The following is a 16,939-nucleotide window of genomic DNA, read 5'->3' as shown; positions in this document are numbered from 1 at the left end:
ATCAGGTTGATAGGTCAGAGGTGGAAGCGCGGTGACGTGTGGAGCTGACTGATACTAATCGATCGAGGACTTAACCAAGTCATGTTTTTAGGCGAACTCATTCTTATTTACTTCTTCTGTATTATCTAGTTTTGAGGGAATGAAAAAGTTTAAATTTCCTCTTGCAAAATATGAAATAGACATTATAATAAAATAGTGTCTGATAAATGGTCTGGTAGTAATGGCGAGAAGGTCACACCCGTTCCCATCCCGAACACGGAAGTTAAGCTTCTCAGCGCCGATGGTAGTTGGGACGCAAGTCCCTGTGAGAGTAGGACGCTGCCAGGCTGTCAAAATGGAGGATTAGCTCAGCTGGGAGAGCATCTGCCTTACAAGCAGAGGGTCGGCGGTTCGATCCCGTCATCCTCCACCATAATAATTTAATTATCATTTTGCCGGCTTAGCTCAATTGGTAGAGCAACTGACTTGTAATCAGTAGGTTGAGGGTTCAAGTCCTTTAGCCGGCACCATGAGCCATTAGCTCAGTCGGTAGAGCATCTGACTTTTAATCAGAGGGTCGAAGGTTCGAGTCCTTCATGGCTCACCATTTAAATATGCGGGTGTGGCGGAATTGGCAGACGCACCAGACTTAGGATCTGGCGCCGCAAGGCGTGGGGGTTCGACTCCCTTCACCCGCACCATTTAAATATTGCGGAAGTAGTTCAGTGGTAGAACACCACCTTGCCAAGGTGGGGGTCGCGGGTTCGAATCCCGTCTTCCGCTCCAAAATTGCCGGGGTGGCGGAACTGGCAGACGCACAGGACTTAAAATCCTGCGGTAGGTGACTACCGTACCGGTTCGATTCCGGTCCTCGGCACCATTTAAAATCAAGATGCGCCCGTAGCTCAATTGGATAGAGCGTCTGACTACGGATCAGAAGGTTATGGGTTCGACTCCTGTCGGGCGCGCCATTAAATTTAATAGTACGGGAAATAGCTCAGCTTGGTAGAGCACTTGGTTTGGGACCAAGGGGTCGCAGGTTCGAATCCTGTTTTCCCGACCATTCTCACTAAAATCAATGGGGCCTTAGCTCAGCTGGGAGAGCGCCTGCTTTGCACGCAGGAGGTCAGCGGTTCGATCCCGCTAGGCTCCACCATTTAATTTAAATATGTAATTTGGCGGTGTAGCTCAGCTGGCTAGAGCGTACGGTTCATACCCGTAAGGTCGGGGGTTCGATCCCCTCCGCCGCTACCAAGATTATTAGGACCTTTAGCTCAGCTGGTTAGAGCAGACGGCTCATAACCGTCCGGTCGTAGGTTCGAGTCCTACAAGGTCCACCATTAGTTTCATATTTTATGGAGGAATACCCAAGTTTGGCTGAAGGGATCGGTCTTGAAAACCGACAGGCGGGTTAAACCGCGCGGGGGTTCGAATCCCTCTTCCTCCGCCATAAATACATTTTATACTTTTTATTATCGCGGGGTGGAGCAACGAGCGTTGCTTCGATGAATAATCTGCGAGTTGTATCAATCGAGCTGCTGCTTGAATAAGCTTTCTGAGATTGATACAGTCCTACGTTTGCTTTTAGCATGACGTAAACTTAATACTTCTTATTATCGCGGGGTGGAGCAGTCCGGTAGCTCGTCGGGCTCATAACCCGAAGGTCGCAGGTTCAAATCCTGCCCCCGCAATCCGGTCTGGTAGTTCAGTTGGTTAGAATGCCTGCCTGTCACGCAGGAGGTCGCGGGTTCGAGTCCCGTCCAGACCGCCATTTATCTTTGGCTTAATAGAAAATGATTTAATAATGGCTCAGTAGCTCAGTCGGTAGAGCAAAGGACTGAAAATCCTTGTGTCGGCGGTTCGATTCCGTCCTGAGCCACCTTTATTTTTAAAAACATCACGGCGGTTGTGGCGAAGTGGTTAACGCATCGGATTGTGGTTCCGACATTCGTGGGTTCGATTCCCATCAGCCGCCCCAATATAATGCGGGTGTAGTTTAGTGGTAAAACCACAGCCTTCCAAGCTGTTGTTGTGGGTTCGATTCCCATCACCCGCTCCATTATGGGCCTATAGCTCAGCTGGTTAGAGCGCACGCCTGATAAGCGTGAGGTCGATGGTTCGAGTCCATTTAGGCCCACCATAGTATTATTCCGCAGTAGCTCAGTGGTAGAGCTATCGGCTGTTAACCGATCGGTCGTAGGTTCGAGTCCTACCTGCGGAGCCATATAGAGAAGTACCCAAGTGGCTCAAGGGGCTCCCCTGCTAAGGGAGTAGGTCGCGTAAGCGGCGCGAGGGTTCGAATCCCTTCTTCTCTGCCATTTGGCCCCTTGGTCAAGCGGTTAAGACACCGCCCTTTCACGGCGGTAACACGGGTTCGAATCCCGTAGGGGTCATACGAAAAAGCTGATGACATATAGTCATCAGTTTTTTTGTTGTTTTTGAACATGCAAATTATTATATTAATATAACCTCTTTGCTATCTCTGCAATGCAATAAAGTGTTGAAATCGCTTGCAAGACTTCAATTTTCCGCAAATAAAGTTATCTATTTTTTCAAAAATTGAATAACTTTTCAAACTACTTTAACAAAAAAATCACAAAAAAACTTAATAGATTCCTGTCGAAACACGAGGGATTTTTTGTCGTATCCTGGTGACAGCTGTCAAAAAACATCTAATAGTGGAGCCATTCCCCGCTTGCTGTCAGAAAAGATAAAAAAGTTTTACAAGGAATATTTGTTATTTGCACTTATAATTGGTCTTTGAAATACATAATTTCAGGTGAGGATGAGGAGAGCCATGGCAGTGAATACATTTTTTCCGACTGATTACCAGCTTCACTTATTTCACGAGGGAAATCTTTTTCAAAGTCATCAGCTTTTTGGCGCTCATATCTTTAAGGATTCCGCAGAGACTTATACACGATTTTGCGTTTGGGCTCCGAATGCCCTCCAAGTAAGGCTTGTTGGGGATTTTAATCACTGGAATGGTGATGGATATGAATTACAAAAAGTAAATGGTGAGGGTGTATGGATTATTGTCATCAAGCAAAATCTAGATGGCTGCAATTATAAATATGAAATCACCACAAAATCAAAGAAACGATTATTAAAAGCAGATCCCTATGCTTTTTACTCAGAATTAAGGCCAAATACAGCCTCTGTTGTTTATTCGCTTGAGGGCTATAAATGGCAGGACACTCAATGGATGAACCGCAAAGCACAATCGAACTTCCTGGCGGAACCAGCCGTCATTTATGAGGTTCATGCGGGCTCATGGAAGACCAAGGATAATGGTGATTTTTTAACCTATCGAGAACTGGCGGAAGAACTTGTCCCTTATGTATTGGAGCTTGGCTTTACGCATATTGAGCTGCTGCCGCTGGTTGAACATCCACTTGACGCTTCTTGGGGGTACCAAGGGACTGGGTATTTCTCCGTAACATCGCGGTACGGGACTCCGGATGATTTCCGCTATTTCGTCGAACAGTGCCATCAGCATGGAATAGGGGTCATCCTTGACTGGGTACCCGGGCATTTCTGCAAGGACGCTCATGGGTTATACAATTTTGACGGTACACATCTTTATTCCTATTCCCATCTAAATGATAGGGAAAACCACATCTGGGGCACAGCCAATTTTGACCTTGGAAAAGGAGAGGTGCAAAGTTTCCTCATTTCAAACGCCCTATTTTGGATGGAAAATTATCATATCGATGGCTTCAGAATGGATGCTGTTGCCAATATCATTTATTGGCCGAATGCCTCAAATAGACAAAGTGAAAACCCCTTCGGTATTGCTTTCTTAAAAAAACTTAATCAAGCAATAAACGACTATAATCCATATTTTTTAATGATAGGGGAAGACTCCACCGATTTTTCGAAGGTAACGACCCCAGTCCGTTATGGCGGTCTTGGATTTGATTACAAATGGAATATGGGTTGGATGAATGACATGCTTGAATACATGGAAACGCCGCCGTTTGCAAGGTCACAGGCCCATTCAAAGGTCACTTTTTCACTTTTATATGCGTTTTCAGAAAACTTTATGCTCCCGTTTTCACATGATGAGGTTGTCCACGGGAAAAAATCTTTATTGGATAAGATGCCCGGTGATTATTGGGAAAAGTTTGCCCAGCTAAGGCTTTTACTGGGCTATATGTTTGCCCATCCCGGGAAGAAGCTGCTATTTATGGGATTTGAACTGGGGCAGTTCGCGGAATGGAAAGATAAAGAACAGCTAGATTGGCATCTTTTGGACTACGAGCTGCACCGAAAACTGAATGCCTATGTGAAAGTCTTAACGAAAGTTTACAAACGCACCAAAGCCCTCTATGAACTCGATCATCTGTGGGATGGATTTGAATGGATGGATGTTAATAATAACGAGCAGTCGATGTTTTCCTTTATTCGAAAAGGGAAGAAGGAAGAGGATGCGATAATCATCATTTGCAATTTTACGGGCATTAGCTATCAGGATTATCAGATAGGTGTGCCAAACCCTGGTGAATACCGGGAAATTCTTAATAATGACGACTTAGAATTTGGTGGTGCCGGCCATATTAATAAGCACACCATTCCAGCTTCAGAAGAGCCGTTCCACGGAAGACCGTATTCTATCAAGCTCACAATTGCCCCGTATGGGTTTCAGATGATAAGACAAGTGAAAAAACGGAAGGAGAGGAAAGGCAATGGAAAAGAAAAGGTGCGTAGCCATGCTGCTGGCAGGAGGGAAAGGGAGCAGGCTTAATGCTCTTACAAAGGACCTTGCAAAACCGGCTGTGCCATTCGGAGGGAAGTATCGGATCATCGATTTTACCTTAAGCAATTGTGCAAATTCCGGAATTGATACTGTCGGCGTCTTAACGCAATATCAGCCGCTCTTGTTAAATTCATATATTGGAATAGGCAGTGCATGGGATCTTGACAGTAAAAATGGCGGGGTTACCGTTTTACCCCCTTACAGTGAATCCTCAGAAGTGAAGTGGTACACCGGTACGGCAAGCGCCATCTATCAAAACCTTAATTACTTAAAGCAGTACCAGCCGGACTACGTTTTAATCCTTTCTGGTGACCATATTTATAAAATGAATTACGAATCCATGCTTGAATACCATATTGAAAAACGAGCAGATGTAACGATTTCCCTGATCGAGGTACCTTGGGCGGAAGCCAGCCGGTTTGGGATTATGAATACAAACGATGAACTGAGAATCCTGGAATTTGAGGAAAAGCCAAGTGAGCCTAAAAATAATCTTGCATCGATGGGCATATATATTTTTAGTTGGAATATATTGAAAGAATATTTGGAAATGGATGCACGCAATCCGGACTCTAGTCACGACTTTGGGAAAGATGTCATTCCAAGGCTTCTTGAAGAAAATAAAAAATTATATGCCTATCCGTTCAAAGGCTATTGGAAGGACGTTGGCACTGTAAGAAGTCTTTGGGAGGCCAATATGGATTTATTGGAGGAAGATTGCGAATTAGACTTATTTGACCATGACTGGAGAATTTATTCTGTTAATCCTAATCGTCCTCCGCAATATATTTCCCCGGATGCCAGAGTAATGGAATCACTCATTAATGAAGGATGTACAATTGAAGGGGAAATTGAGAAATCAGTACTCTTCCAGGGCGTAACAGTAGGGAAGGATTCCACTGTTAAGGAGTCTGTGATCATGCCGGATGCAACAATTGGCAGCAATTGTTTTATTGAAAAAGCGATTGTGCCTTGTGACGTGAAAATACCGGACGGAACGGTCATTCGTTCCTTCGATGATGAAATCATCCTAGTCACAGAGGAAATGTTAAAAGCGTTGTACTCTGCCTATTAAAAATAGAATGAAAGCCCAGTTGGACTGGGTGCTACAGATATTAGGTGATAAGAAACTGGAGGGGACTTTGGCGTGAAAAGAAAGCTTTTAGGTATTATTGATGCAACTACCTATCATGAGGATTTGGATGACCTATTAACACATCGTTCTTTGGCGGCGCTGCCTTATGCAGGCCGTTATCGTATTATTGACTTTGTCCTTTCAAATATGGTGAATTCCGGCATTCGCAGTGTCGCGATTTTTCCAAAAATGCAGTACCGTTCCTTGATGGACCACTTAGGGTCAGGGAAGAATTGGGATCTAAATCGGAAAAGGGATGGCCTTTTCTTTTTTCCTTCTCCAGTCGTAGGCAGCAATCCTAAAGGGATAGGTTCCTTTGATCTTTTCGCGGCAAATATGGATTATTTTTATCGCAGCACTCAGGAATATGCGATTATCTCAAATTGTTACACTATTTTAAATATGAATTTTAAACCCATGCTAGAATGGCATATGCATGCAAACTGCGATATTACCGAAATCCATCATCAGGATGGAAGATCATTAGAAATGTATTTAATCAAAACCTCTCTGTTGATGAAGCTGATTGAAACTAGATTTGAGACTGGGTACAGTTGTATGAAGGATGTCGTCAGCGATATTCATAATGATTACACTGTTTGCCAATATGATTATGATGGATATGCCGTCAAGATAGATTCAATTGAGAATTATTACTCGACCAGCATGAATTTGCTAAAGCCTAACGTTTGGAAAAATCTTTTTAATAATGACCAGCCTATTTTGACAAAGGTTAAGGATGAGCCGCCTGCTAAGTATTTAAAAGGATCATCCGTAAAAAATTCAATGATTGCAAACGGCTGTTTAATTAGCGGCACTGTTGAAAACAGTATTGTCTCGCGCGGAGTAAAAATCGGAAAAGGTACAGTTATTAAGAACTGTGTCATCATGCAAAAATGCCAAATTGAGGACAATTGTTACTTGGATTCGGTTATTTTGGATAAAGATGTCCGGGTTGAATCAGGGACACATTTAACTGGCACAGCGGGGGCACCGTTTGTAATAAGAAAAGGTACAAAGCAAGGAGCGTTGATGAATTCGTGAAAGTATTATTTGCAGTGTCAGAGTGTGGACCATTCGCAAAGTCGGGAGGCCTTGCTGATGTAGCCGGATCTCTGCCAAAAGAATTAAAAAGTCTGGGTACGGATGTAAGGGTCATTCTTCCTAAATATGGAACCATTTCGGAAGAATATAAAAAAAGAATGAAGAAGATAAAGGAATTTTCCGTTTCTGTCGGCTGGAGAAAGCAGTATTGCGGGATTGAGGAACTAGTCCATCAAGGTGTTACGTTTTATTTTGTTGATAACGAATATTATTTTAAACGTGAAGGATTTTATGGTTATTACGATGATGGAGAAAGATTTGCCTTTTTTAACCGTGCGGTGCTAGAGGTCATAGAAGAGTTGAACTTTTATCCCGACGTACTGCATTGCCATGATTGGCATACGGCCATGATTCCCTACCTGCTTCGAAAAGAATATTACAAGAAGACAGGTTATGGTCAGATAAAAACTGTATTTACCATTCATAATCTGCAATTTCAAGGGGTTTTTTCAAAAGAGGTATTGAGAGACCTGTTCGATCTTGATGAACAATCCTTCCATTCTGGACATTTAGAGTTTTTCGGAAATGTCAATTTCATGAAGGGTGCGCTTGTTGCAGCGGACACCATCACAACCGTGAGTCCAACCTATCGAAATGAAATTCAAACAGTGAACTACGGAGAAAAACTTGACGGCTTGTTGAAGGCAAGAGATGAAGATCTTTTGGGAATTTTAAACGGAATTGATGATGACTTTTATAACCCTGAACATGACCCATTTCTTTTGCAAACCTATTCAAGCCAAGACATTAAGAAGAAATCCATTAATAAAAAGGAAATTCAAAAGCAATTTGGTCTAAAGCAAACTGCTGCTGCTCCGTTAATGGTGATGATTTCAAGGTTGACTAGACAAAAGGGACTTGATCTCATCAAATGTGTCCTTCGGGAGATTTTACAGGAGGATATCCAAGTTATTATCCTTGGAACCGGGGATTATGAATATGAAGAATATTTACGGCAGGCAGCCCGGATTTATCCGGAAAAATTGAAGGTTCATACCGGCTTTGATGAGGGACTTGCGCATCGATTATACGCAGCGGCAGACCTATTCTTGATGCCATCCCTATTTGAACCGTGCGGCCTTTCCCAGTTGATAGCCATGAAATATGGAGCCATCCCAATTGTTCGGGAAACGGGCGGTTTAAATGATACGGTGAAGGCATGGAATGAGTTCACAAAGAAGGGAAATGGGTTTTCCTTCCGTAACTTCAATGCTCACGATATGCTTTATACGATTCAGCGGGCAATTAACTTCTATCATGATAAAAAAACATGGGGATCAATTGTAAAACAGGCAATGGAAATGGATTATAGCTGGGCTCAATCCGCTTTCCGCTATAACCAGCTGTATGCTGAACTCACCACAAGGAGTGAAACCCATGTTTTCTAATAAAGAACGGTTTAAGGCAGACTTTTTAAAAAGGCTTGAGATGCTCTGCGGGAAAAGCTTTTCAGAAAGCACTCCAAGGGATCATTACCAAACCCTCGGCAACATGATCAGAGAATTTGTTAGTAATGATTGGATTGCCACCAATGAACGTTACATGGCAGTTAGAGAGAAACAGGTATATTATTTATCGATTGAATATTTGCTAGGCAAGCTGCTCCGGCAGAATCTGCTTAATCTGGGCGTGGAGGAAACCGTTGCGGAAGGACTAAGTGACTTAGGTATTGAATTGGCGGACCTTGAAGAGTTGGAACCGGATGCAGGCTTAGGAAACGGCGGCTTAGGCAGACTAGCCGCCTGCTTTTTGGACTCACTTGCTTCCACTGACCTGCCGGGACATGGCCATGGAATCCGCTATAAACATGGGTTATTTGAACAGAAGATAGTCGACGGCTATCAGGTTGAACTGCCGGAGCAATGGCTAAGAAGCGGCAATGTTTGGGAAATACGCAAGGCCGATTTGGCGGTTAGTATCCCGTTTTGGGGGAAAGTTGAAACCCGGCAGGAAAATGGCAGGCTTGTTTTTCAACATATAAACACGGAAGTAGTTACTGCTGTTCCATACGATATGCCTGTTGTCGGCTTTCAGACAAAGACAGTTAATACCTTAAGGCTTTGGAGTTCAGAGCCCGCTCAGTTTCCAGTTCATAAAGATATTTTACAATATAAGCGGAGGACAGAAGCCATTTCCGAATTCCTTTATCCGGACGATACCCATGATGAAGGCAAGACGCTAAGGTTAAAGCAGCAATACTTTTTAGTGTCGGCAAGCCTCCAGTCAATTTTAAGGTCCTATAAAAAACAGCATGGCAGCCTTGAAGAGCTGAATCATCATGTTTGTATTCATATTAATGATACCCATCCTGTTCTAGCCATTCCGGAACTGATGAGGATTCTGATGGATGAGGAAGGCTTTTCTTGGGAACAAGCATGGGAGATTACTACTAATACAATCTCTTATACCAATCATACCACCTTATCAGAAGCCTTGGAGAAATGGCCGATTCATATCTTCCAGCCGCTCCTGCCAAGAATTTATATGATTGTTGAGGAAATAAATGAAAGATTCTGCAAGGAACGTTGGGAAGAGACCCCAGGCGATTGGGAGCGAATTGCGGGACTAGCCATAATAGCTGATGGCTATGTCAAAATGGCCCATTTAGCGATTGTTGGCAGCTTTAGTGTAAACGGTGTGGCAAGATTACATACCGAAATCTTAAAGGAACGTGAGATGCGGCCCTTCTTTCAGCTTTTCCCTGAGAAATTCAACAATAAGACGAACGGCATTGCCCACCGCCGCTGGCTGTTAAAAGCAAACCCCAAATTGTCCTCGCTCCTAAGCGAAACAATCGGGGATGGGTGGACTCACTCCGCACATGAGCTGATGCAGTTCCTAAAATATCAAGACAATCACTCGATTTTAGGGAAATTAGCGGCAATTAAGCAGGAGAATAAGCAAAATATGGCTGAGGTGATTTATAAGCACAACGGTATTTCCGTCAATCCTGATGCCATCTTTGATGTCCAGGTGAAGAGGCTGCACGCTTATAAAAGACAGCTTCTAAATGTTCTGCATATCATGCACCTATATAATCGAATTTTGGAAGATTCCAGTTTTTCCATGGTGCCTAGGGTATTTATTTTTGGAGCAAAAGCATCTCCTGGATATTATTACGCGAAGAAGATTATTAAATTAATCAATACAGTAGCTGAGAAAGTTAACCATGACCCAAAAGTCGGCGATAAGATGAAGGTTGTGTTTTTGGAGAACTACCGCGTGTCATTGGCGGAGAAAATATTTCCTGCTGCAGATATAAGCGAGCAGATTTCAACGGCCAGCAAGGAAGCATCAGGTACGGGGAATATGAAATTTATGATTAATGGGGCATTGACGTTAGGGACTTTGGACGGGGCAAATGTAGAAATTCATGAAAGGGTGGGGGACGATAATATTTTTATCTTCGGTCTAACGGCCGAGGAGGTCCTTCATTATTATCGGCACGGCGGATATGAATCCGTTGAATATTATCATCATGATAACCGGATTCAGCAGGCTGTCAATCAGCTGGTGAACGGATTTTTCCCGGGCGTCCATAACGAATTTGAACCAATCTTTGACTCGCTGCTTGAAGAAAACGATCAATATTTTGTCTTAAAGGATTTCGCTTCCTATGCAGATACCCAGCGGAGGGTAGGAGAAGCCTATGCGGATTCACTAAAATGGCAGAAAATGTGCCTGACTAACATCGCCCATGCAGGCTACTTCTCGAGCGACCGAACGATAAAAGAATACGCCAAAGATATATGGGGAATCCATCCAGTAAAATAATATTTAAAAAGCTTCTGCTCTCGGCAGAAGCTTTTTTGCTTATTTAAGAAAAAAAGTAACCGGCGAAAATCCCAATAGCCAGTAAGAAGCCGAAGATGGTGTTCGTTTGGGCAGTAGCTTTCATCGCTGGTGCCATTTGAATTGGCACTGTACCCTTAATAAAGCCTTTAACTGATTTAATAGGTTTCGGTGTGCTTATTAATACGAGCGCCGTCCAAATTGGGGCAATATCCGCAATTATCAGCCCCAAAATCCAGACATACGAAAAAGCAAACATCCCGGCCAATAGGAAGATGGCCTTTTCTTTGCCTAGAAGAATGGCCAATGTTTTCCGGCCAAATTCTTTGTCGCCGTCAAGGTCACGGATGTTATTGGACAAAAGAATTCCGCCTACCAAAATAAAACTTGGCACTGATACAAGAATACTTGTGCTGTCCACTGTCCCTGTTTGGATAAAGAATGAGATTAAAATAATCATCATCCCCATAAAGAAACCGGCAAACAATTCTCCGAAAGGTGTGTAGGCGATTGGCAGCGGCCCGCCTGTATATAAATACCCAATCAACATACATACCAAGCCCACTAAAGCTAACCACCAACTGCTGTTTGCACATATATAAACTCCCAATAATAAAGCAATTCCATAGAGTCCTAATGCCAGCTGCATCACAGTCTTTGGCTTAATTCCGTCCCGGACAATACTTCCGCCAATCCCGACAGAGTCCTCTGTATCGAGTCCTCGTTTAAAATCATAATATTCATTAAACATATTTGTAGCGGCTTGTATTAACAGGCTTGCAATCAGCATGGCGATGAAAAGACCGAAATGAATTTTCCCGTGCCGAAGTGCCAGTGCAGTGCCTAGCAATACAGGAACAAACGCTGCTGTTAAAGTATGGGGGCGGGTCATCTGCCACCAAACCTGGAAGCCGCGGTTTGAGTCAACAACAGGTTTAGAACCTTCCCGTAAATTTGGCTGCATATTTTTTTCTCCTCCCTTTTAAATGCATTATCTATCTGTACAAAACGAATTTATAAAGAATGGTTAATACCCAAACCTAAGTGTAGGAAATATCAAGTGGAGTGTCAATTAAATTTTACTTTCAAAACTAGAAGATAATCCCTTCTCGAGTAATATCCATATTTAGTGGGAAAATGAGTGTATCGAAGCCTTTTGCAACCGATTTTCGGAAATTTGACATATAATAAGGAAATGAAGCAGGAGAAGTAGTGACAACCATTATTGACTTCTTTACAATGGGAGTAGTATCTTTAAAAAGGCTTAAAATGAATGGAGACAGCCCTATTTGGCTGTTTTGGAGGGATTTGCTTGATTACCATTCAGGAAATCGAAACGAAGGAAAGAAGTCTTTTGGCGATGAAGCGCGCAAAAGAACTTGGCCGTCCCATTTTAATGAGTGAAGTTGAAAAAATGAATCATATCGACCCCCTTTTATTCTTTTCTAGTGGGAATGAACACTATTCAGGCGAACGGTTTTTTTGGAAGGATCCAAAGGACGAATTTATTTTCGCGGGACTGGGAATTTCTAAGCAATTTCAAATAGATCAGTCAGATGACCGTTTTGACCTTATTGAAAGAGAATGGAAGGAATTTTTAAAGGGCAGCCTTATTTCTAATCCATTTTCCGAAATTGGGATAGGCCCGCTGATATTTGGCGGATTTTCTTTTGATCCATACAAAGAGAAGACAGTGCTTTGGTCTAAATTTGATGATTCTTTATTTTATCTGCCAAAATATCTTTTGAGTGTTATTAAGGGACAAGTCTTTTTGACAACTAATTTTATCTTTACACCGAACGATGATGAATTGTTATATAAACATATAATCGATGAACGGAATAAACTTTTTCAGTCTCTTCAGAAACACCACCACACAGCTCTGCCTGCCCTTCTGGAAACAAAGGAAATTTCACCCGAGAAGTGGAAAAATACAGTTGATGCAATGGTAAAGGAATTAAACAGAGGCCCGCTTAAAAAAGTAGTTCTTGCCAGGGAACTTCGGTTAAATTTTAATGACATTGTTGCTTCAGAGGCAGTCCTGCAACATTTAAATGAACAACAGCATGAAAGCTTTATCTTTGCTCTTGAATCGAATGGCGATTGTTTTCTTGGAGCATCTCCAGAGAGACTGGTGAAAAAGAATGGCACCGAACTTTTCTCTACCTGCCTTGCTGGTTCCAGCTCACGGGGACATAACCCGGAGGAGGATCGATTACTGGGAGAAAAATTGCTTTCTGACCAGAAAAACTTGCTTGAGCATCAATATGTTGTGGAAATGATAAAAGAAGCACTAGAGGAATCATGTGAAGAAATCATCCTTCCTGATAAACCTCAGCTAATGAAAATCAGGGACATACAGCATTTGTATACTCCGGTCATCGGAAAATGCAGTGGTGACAGTTCACTATTGCATTTGGTCGAAAGATTGCATCCAACCCCTGCTCTTGGCGGACTTCCGAAGAAAGAAGCGGTTGAAAAAATCCGTCAAGTTGAGGAGCTTGACCGCGGCTTTTATGCTGCACCTGTAGGTTGGCTGGATTACGAAGGAAATGGGGAATTTGCAGTAGCCATTCGCTCAGGTCTCTTACAAGGCAAGGAAGCATCCTTATTTGCCGGATGCGGCGTTGTAGCTGATTCTGATTCCGAAAGTGAATATTTAGAGACAAGCTTGAAGTTTAGGCCAATGCTTCGAGCACTTGGGGGAAAATAGTATGAATCATCAAGAATCGTTAACTGCTTATATCGCGGCATTTGTCGGGGAGCTGGTTCTTTCCGGGATTACCGATGTGGTGGTCAGTCCCGGGTCAAGATCCACCCCAATGGCATTGGTTATGGCAGAACATCCGGATTTAAACGTCCATATCCATGTGGATGAGCGCTCTGCCGCCTTTTTTGCATTGGGAATCGCCAAGGCGACAAATCGAACCGTTGCTATTCTTTGCACATCAGGTACCGCTGCTGCCAATTACTTTCCCGCTATTGTCGAAGCGCGTTATTCACGAGTCCCAGTGCTGGTTTTGACAGCAGACCGGCCTCATGAGTTGCGAGAGGTAGGGGCACCGCAGGCGATTGACCAAATTCATTTGTACGGGAAACACGTCAAGTGGTTTGCAGAAATGGCACTGCCTGAGAAAAATGATGAGATGATCCGCTACGCTCGGACAGTCTGCTCCCGTGCTGCCTCATATGCAGCCAGCGCTCCAGCTGGTCCGGTTCATTTGAACTTTCCTTTTAGAGAACCACTTATTCCTAAAATGGATGAGGAACTCTTTGCAGTGAGTGAGCGACCGGAAGGATATGTGCAGGTACATAATGGTGAACTAAACATAAACGAAATGGAGTATCAAGAAATCGCCGAGCGGTTGGCTGGCAAAGCGAAGGGGATCATTGTTTGCGGAAATGTTGCCGATGAACGTTTCGCAATTGCTGTAACAAAGCTCGCTAATCAATTAAAGTATCCAATCTTAGCAGACCCGCTATCACAGCTTAGAAGTGGGCAGCATGCAAATGATCAAATTATTGATACTTACGACACATTCTTACGAAATGAAGATGCGAAATCTTACCTTAAACCGGACGTGATTATCCGAATTGGTTCGATGCCGGTGTCTAAAGCGTTAACCATTTTTATCAAAGGAAATCCGAATGCAGATCAATTTGTGGTCGATGGCGGAGGCGGCTGGCGGGATCCTGCTATCTTGTCGACCGATATGATTTTTTGTAATGAAGCAATTTTTTGTGAAAAACTTTCAGCGTATTCCAAACCTCGGGTGGAGACGGGATATTTAGACGCTTGGAAAAAAGTAAATGACCTTACAAAAGAAAATATGTCTCCAATCCGGGATATTCCAGAATTAAGTGAAGGAAAGCTATTTTATCAGCTTGCTGAGATGCTGCCGGATGGTGCCGCATTATTTGTGGGAAACAGTATGCCAATTCGTGATTTGGACAGCTTTTTCTTAACAAATGGCAAGTCAATTAAGATTATGGCTAACAGGGGTGCGAACGGCATAGACGGGACCGTATCCACAGCCTTGGGTGCGGCGATGTACTCAAAGCCGTTATATTTGGTCCTTGGAGACTTAACCTTTTTCCATGATTTAAATGGACTTTGGGCAGCTATGAAGCATCAAATTAATATAAACATTATCCTTATAAACAATAATGGCGGCGGGATTTTCTCCTTCCTTCCGCAATCGGAGCATCCGAAGCATTTCGAGCTTCTTTTCGGTACACCATTAAACATTGAATTTGAACATGCCGTCAAAATGTTTAACGGACAATTTACGAAAATTAAGGATTGGGATCATTTCCAAATTGAAATGGAAAAATCAAGAGATGCGGCAGGCATAAATGTCTATGAAATTGTCACAAACAGAGACAAAAATCGAGACGAGCACCGCGGATTTTGGCATGTGGTTTCCCAGGAAATATCAAATTTTGTCAAAGGCGAGCAAAAATGAGGATTGTTACCGGCGGAATCCGCTATCATGTCGAAATATGCGGGAAGGGATTCCCCCTTGTTATGCTTCATGGATTTACGGGAGATTCATCAACGTGGACTACTTTTTGCGAACGACTGGGAAAACACTCGCGGTTGATTATTCCTGATATCATCGGGCATGGAAAAACAGAATCTCCTGAGGCTGCGGGCCGATACCGGATGGAGGAGGCAGCTCAAGATTTAATTTCCATTCTTGATGAACTTCAGATTGAGCAAATTGATTTATTAGGTTATTCAATGGGGGGCAGGCTTGCCCTTTCATTTGCCTGTCTATATCCCGAAAGGGTTCGAAAATTGATTTTGGAAAGCGCTTCGCCTGGTCTTGAATCAGAGGACGAAAGAAAACAGCGCCGTATGAAAGATGCCGAATTAGCCCATTTTATTATAGATAAAGAAATAAAGGAGTTTGTTGAATACTGGGAGAATGTCCCCTTATTTTCAACCATGAAGAGGCTGCCGGAGAAAGTACAAGGAAAAGTAAGGGAACAGCGTTTAAACAATTCTCCTATTGGTCTTGCCAATAGCTTGCTAGGTATGGGGACGGGTTCTCAGCCCTCTTGGTGGGGGCAATTAAATAAGCTAGCCTGTGAAGTTTTGCTGATCACCGGTGAGGAAGATTTGAAGTTCTGCAGGATTGCTGAAAAAATGCACAAGGAGCTGAAACATAGTTCTTTGGTAACGATCGCACAATGCGGTCATACAATTCATGTGGAAGAACCCGAAAAGTTTGGTACAATAGTAAGTGACTTTTTGTCAAATACAAACAAAGGAGGAATTTATAGTGGCAGTTGAATGGATTCCAGTTCGTAAATACGATGAAATTATTTATGAAACGTATAACGGAATAGCCAAAATCACGATTAACCGTCCCCATGTACATAATGCTTTCACACCGAAAACAGTGATGGAATTAATCGATGCTTTTGCCTATGCCCGTGATGATTCCGAAGTCGGCGTCATTGTTTTAACAGGTGCAGGAGACAAGGCATTCTGTTCCGGCGGCGACCAAAGCGTCCGCGGACATGGCGGCTATGTTGGTGAGGACCAAATTCCCCGCCTAAACGTACTTGATCTGCAGCGTCTGATTCGTGTTATTCCAAAACCGGTTGTGGCAATGGTTAAAGGCTATGCAATCGGCGGAGGTCATGTTCTGCATGTAGTCTGTGATTTAACGATTGCAGCTGACAATGCTGTTTTTGGACAAACAGGTCCTAAGGTAGGCAGCTTTGATGCCGGCTACGGTTCAGGTTATCTTGCCCGTATTATCGGTCATAAAAAGGCACGTGAAATCTGGTATTTATGCCGCCAATACAATGCTCAAGAGGCGCTCGATATGGGCTTAGTCAATACCGTTGTTCCGCTTGAACAGGTAGAAGAAGAAACAATCAAATGGTGCGAGGAAATGCTTGAAAAGAGCCCAACCGCACTTCGTTTCATCAAAGCTGCCATGAATGCAGATACCGATGGATTGGCTGGACTTCAGCAATTTGCTGGTGACGCAACGCTGTTGTATTATACAACCGACGAAGCGAAAGAAGGACGCGATGCCTTTAAGGAAAAGCGCAAGCCAGACTTCGGCCAATTCCCTCGTTTCCCTTGATGAAAAAACGTTACAACAGCTTGATGGTCTCCATCAGGCTGTTTTTTATAAAGGATGATAAAT

General features: G+C 43.2%; 10 protein-coding genes, 21 tRNA genes and 1 rRNA gene. 31 read left to right on the top strand and 1 reads right to left on the bottom strand.

Going from position 1 to position 16,939, the window contains the following annotated elements:
* Positions 1-210 precede the first annotated feature (210 nt).
* The 27 genes from rrf (at position 211) to ACFPA1_RS17660 (ending at position 10,751) form a co-directional block, all read left to right on the top strand.
* Positions 211-327: ribosomal RNA gene (gene rrf, locus ACFPA1_RS17790) — 5S ribosomal RNA — on the top strand.
* A 9-nt stretch (positions 328-336) separates the two neighbouring features.
* Positions 337-412: transfer RNA gene (locus tag ACFPA1_RS17785), tRNA-Val, on the top strand.
* 21 nt (positions 413-433) lie between these two features.
* Positions 434-509, top strand: a tRNA-Thr gene (locus ACFPA1_RS17780).
* 1 nt (position 510) lies between these two features.
* A tRNA-Lys gene (locus tag ACFPA1_RS17775) sits at positions 511-586 on the top strand.
* 9 nt (positions 587-595) lie between these two features.
* A tRNA-Leu gene (locus tag ACFPA1_RS17770) sits at positions 596-680 on the top strand.
* A gap of 10 nt (positions 681-690) precedes the next feature.
* A tRNA-Gly gene (locus tag ACFPA1_RS17765) sits at positions 691-765 on the top strand.
* A gap of 5 nt (positions 766-770) precedes the next feature.
* A tRNA-Leu gene (locus ACFPA1_RS17760) sits at positions 771-859 on the top strand.
* A gap of 14 nt (positions 860-873) precedes the next feature.
* Positions 874-950: transfer RNA gene (locus ACFPA1_RS17755), tRNA-Arg, on the top strand.
* Positions 951-965: 15 nt separating this feature from the next.
* Positions 966-1,042, top strand: a tRNA-Pro gene (locus tag ACFPA1_RS17750).
* Between the two features lie 17 nt (positions 1,043-1,059).
* A tRNA-Ala gene (locus tag ACFPA1_RS17745) sits at positions 1,060-1,135 on the top strand.
* A 21-nt stretch (positions 1,136-1,156) separates the two neighbouring features.
* A tRNA-Met gene (locus ACFPA1_RS17740) sits at positions 1,157-1,233 on the top strand.
* Positions 1,234-1,242: 9 nt separating this feature from the next.
* Positions 1,243-1,319: transfer RNA gene (locus tag ACFPA1_RS17735), tRNA-Ile, on the top strand.
* A gap of 17 nt (positions 1,320-1,336) precedes the next feature.
* A tRNA-Ser gene (locus ACFPA1_RS17730) sits at positions 1,337-1,429 on the top strand.
* 167 nt (positions 1,430-1,596) lie between these two features.
* Positions 1,597-1,670, top strand: a tRNA-Met gene (locus ACFPA1_RS17725).
* A gap of 3 nt (positions 1,671-1,673) precedes the next feature.
* Positions 1,674-1,750: transfer RNA gene (locus ACFPA1_RS17720), tRNA-Asp, on the top strand.
* A 35-nt stretch (positions 1,751-1,785) separates the two neighbouring features.
* Positions 1,786-1,858, top strand: a tRNA-Phe gene (locus ACFPA1_RS17715).
* A 23-nt stretch (positions 1,859-1,881) separates the two neighbouring features.
* Positions 1,882-1,957 (top strand) — tRNA-His (locus ACFPA1_RS17710).
* A 7-nt stretch (positions 1,958-1,964) separates the two neighbouring features.
* A tRNA-Gly gene (locus ACFPA1_RS17705) sits at positions 1,965-2,038 on the top strand.
* A 4-nt stretch (positions 2,039-2,042) separates the two neighbouring features.
* A tRNA-Ile gene (locus tag ACFPA1_RS17700) sits at positions 2,043-2,119 on the top strand.
* A 9-nt stretch (positions 2,120-2,128) separates the two neighbouring features.
* Positions 2,129-2,203, top strand: a tRNA-Asn gene (locus tag ACFPA1_RS17695).
* A 3-nt stretch (positions 2,204-2,206) separates the two neighbouring features.
* Positions 2,207-2,297, top strand: a tRNA-Ser gene (locus ACFPA1_RS17690).
* 3 nt (positions 2,298-2,300) lie between these two features.
* Positions 2,301-2,372, top strand: a tRNA-Glu gene (locus ACFPA1_RS17685).
* Positions 2,373-2,776: 404 nt separating this feature from the next.
* A complete protein-coding gene (gene glgB, locus ACFPA1_RS17680; RefSeq protein WP_378584390.1) occupies positions 2,777-4,726 on the top strand; it encodes a 1,4-alpha-glucan branching protein GlgB in 1,950 nt (649 codons plus the stop codon).
* Positions 4,668-5,813, top strand: a complete 1,146-nt coding sequence (locus tag ACFPA1_RS17675; RefSeq protein WP_378584388.1) for a glucose-1-phosphate adenylyltransferase — start codon at positions 4,668-4,670, stop codon at positions 5,811-5,813. The genes glgB and ACFPA1_RS17675 overlap by 59 nt, the downstream gene beginning before the upstream one ends.
* Before the next feature lie 72 nt (positions 5,814-5,885).
* A complete protein-coding gene (locus tag ACFPA1_RS17670) occupies positions 5,886-6,917 on the top strand; it encodes a sugar phosphate nucleotidyltransferase (RefSeq protein ID WP_378584387.1) in 1,032 nt (343 codons plus the stop codon).
* Positions 6,914-8,365, top strand: coding sequence for a glycogen synthase GlgA (glgA, locus tag ACFPA1_RS17665; RefSeq protein ID WP_378584385.1), 1,452 nt, complete (start codon positions 6,914-6,916; stop codon positions 8,363-8,365). Before ACFPA1_RS17670 ends, glgA begins: the two co-directional genes overlap by 4 nt.
* Positions 8,355-10,751: a glycogen/starch/alpha-glucan phosphorylase gene (locus tag ACFPA1_RS17660; protein ID WP_213144518.1), complete on the top strand. Its 2,397-nt coding sequence runs from the start codon at positions 8,355-8,357 to the stop codon at positions 10,749-10,751. The genes glgA and ACFPA1_RS17660 overlap by 11 nt, the downstream gene beginning before the upstream one ends.
* Before the next feature lie 43 nt (positions 10,752-10,794).
* On the opposite strand, the gene ACFPA1_RS17655 is transcribed toward ACFPA1_RS17660, so the two are convergent.
* Complete coding sequence (locus ACFPA1_RS17655; protein ID WP_378584384.1) at positions 10,795-11,733, bottom strand: 1,4-dihydroxy-2-naphthoate polyprenyltransferase; 939 nt, start codon at positions 11,731-11,733, stop codon at positions 10,795-10,797.
* Between the two features lie 348 nt (positions 11,734-12,081).
* Here ACFPA1_RS17655 and ACFPA1_RS17650 point away from each other — a divergent pair, with 348 nt between their 5' ends.
* From ACFPA1_RS17650 to menB, 4 genes are read left to right on the top strand one after another with little or no spacing between them, the layout of a single operon-like run.
* Positions 12,082-13,482: an isochorismate synthase gene (locus tag ACFPA1_RS17650; RefSeq protein ID WP_378584383.1), complete on the top strand. Its 1,401-nt coding sequence runs from the start codon at positions 12,082-12,084 to the stop codon at positions 13,480-13,482.
* A gap of 1 nt (position 13,483) precedes the next feature.
* Positions 13,484-15,235, top strand: a complete 1,752-nt coding sequence (gene menD, locus ACFPA1_RS17645; RefSeq protein ID WP_378584382.1) for a 2-succinyl-5-enolpyruvyl-6-hydroxy-3-cyclohexene-1-carboxylic-acid synthase — start codon at positions 13,484-13,486, stop codon at positions 15,233-15,235.
* On the top strand, positions 15,232-16,068 hold the full coding sequence (gene menH, locus ACFPA1_RS17640; RefSeq protein ID WP_378584381.1) for a 2-succinyl-6-hydroxy-2,4-cyclohexadiene-1-carboxylate synthase: 837 nt from the start codon (positions 15,232-15,234) through the stop codon (positions 16,066-16,068). The genes menD and menH overlap by 4 nt, the downstream gene beginning before the upstream one ends.
* Positions 16,058-16,876: a 1,4-dihydroxy-2-naphthoyl-CoA synthase gene (menB, locus tag ACFPA1_RS17635; protein ID WP_213144523.1), complete on the top strand. Its 819-nt coding sequence runs from the start codon at positions 16,058-16,060 to the stop codon at positions 16,874-16,876. Before menH ends, menB begins: the two co-directional genes overlap by 11 nt.
* Positions 16,877-16,939 lie beyond the last annotated feature (63 nt).

The organism is Neobacillus sp. GCM10023253 (assembly GCF_042653105.1).
Lineage (GTDB): Bacteria > Bacillota > Bacilli > Bacillales > Cytobacillaceae > Neobacillus > Neobacillus citreus.
Note: the sequence above shows the minus strand (reverse complement) of the source record. Positions and strands in the feature narration are given on the sequence as shown.

What these genes read in the sequence shown, in the direction of transcription:
- glgB (WP_378584390.1), top strand. Translation starts at nt 2,777, where the DNA reads ATGGCAGTGAATACATTTTTTCCGACTGATTACCAGCTTCACTTATTT.
- ACFPA1_RS17675 (WP_378584388.1), top strand. Translation starts at nt 4,668, where the DNA reads ATGGAAAAGAAAAGGTGCGTAGCCATGCTGCTGGCAGGAGGGAAAGGG.
- ACFPA1_RS17660 (WP_213144518.1), top strand. Translation starts at nt 8,355, where the DNA reads ATGTTTTCTAATAAAGAACGGTTTAAGGCAGACTTTTTAAAAAGGCTT.
- ACFPA1_RS17655 (WP_378584384.1), bottom strand. Translation starts at nt 11,733, where the DNA reads ATGCAGCCAAATTTACGGGAAGGTTCTAAACCTGTTGTTGACTCAAAC.
- menD (WP_378584382.1), top strand. Translation starts at nt 13,484, where the DNA reads ATGAATCATCAAGAATCGTTAACTGCTTATATCGCGGCATTTGTCGGG.
- menH (WP_378584381.1), top strand. Translation starts at nt 15,232, where the DNA reads ATGAGGATTGTTACCGGCGGAATCCGCTATCATGTCGAAATATGCGGG.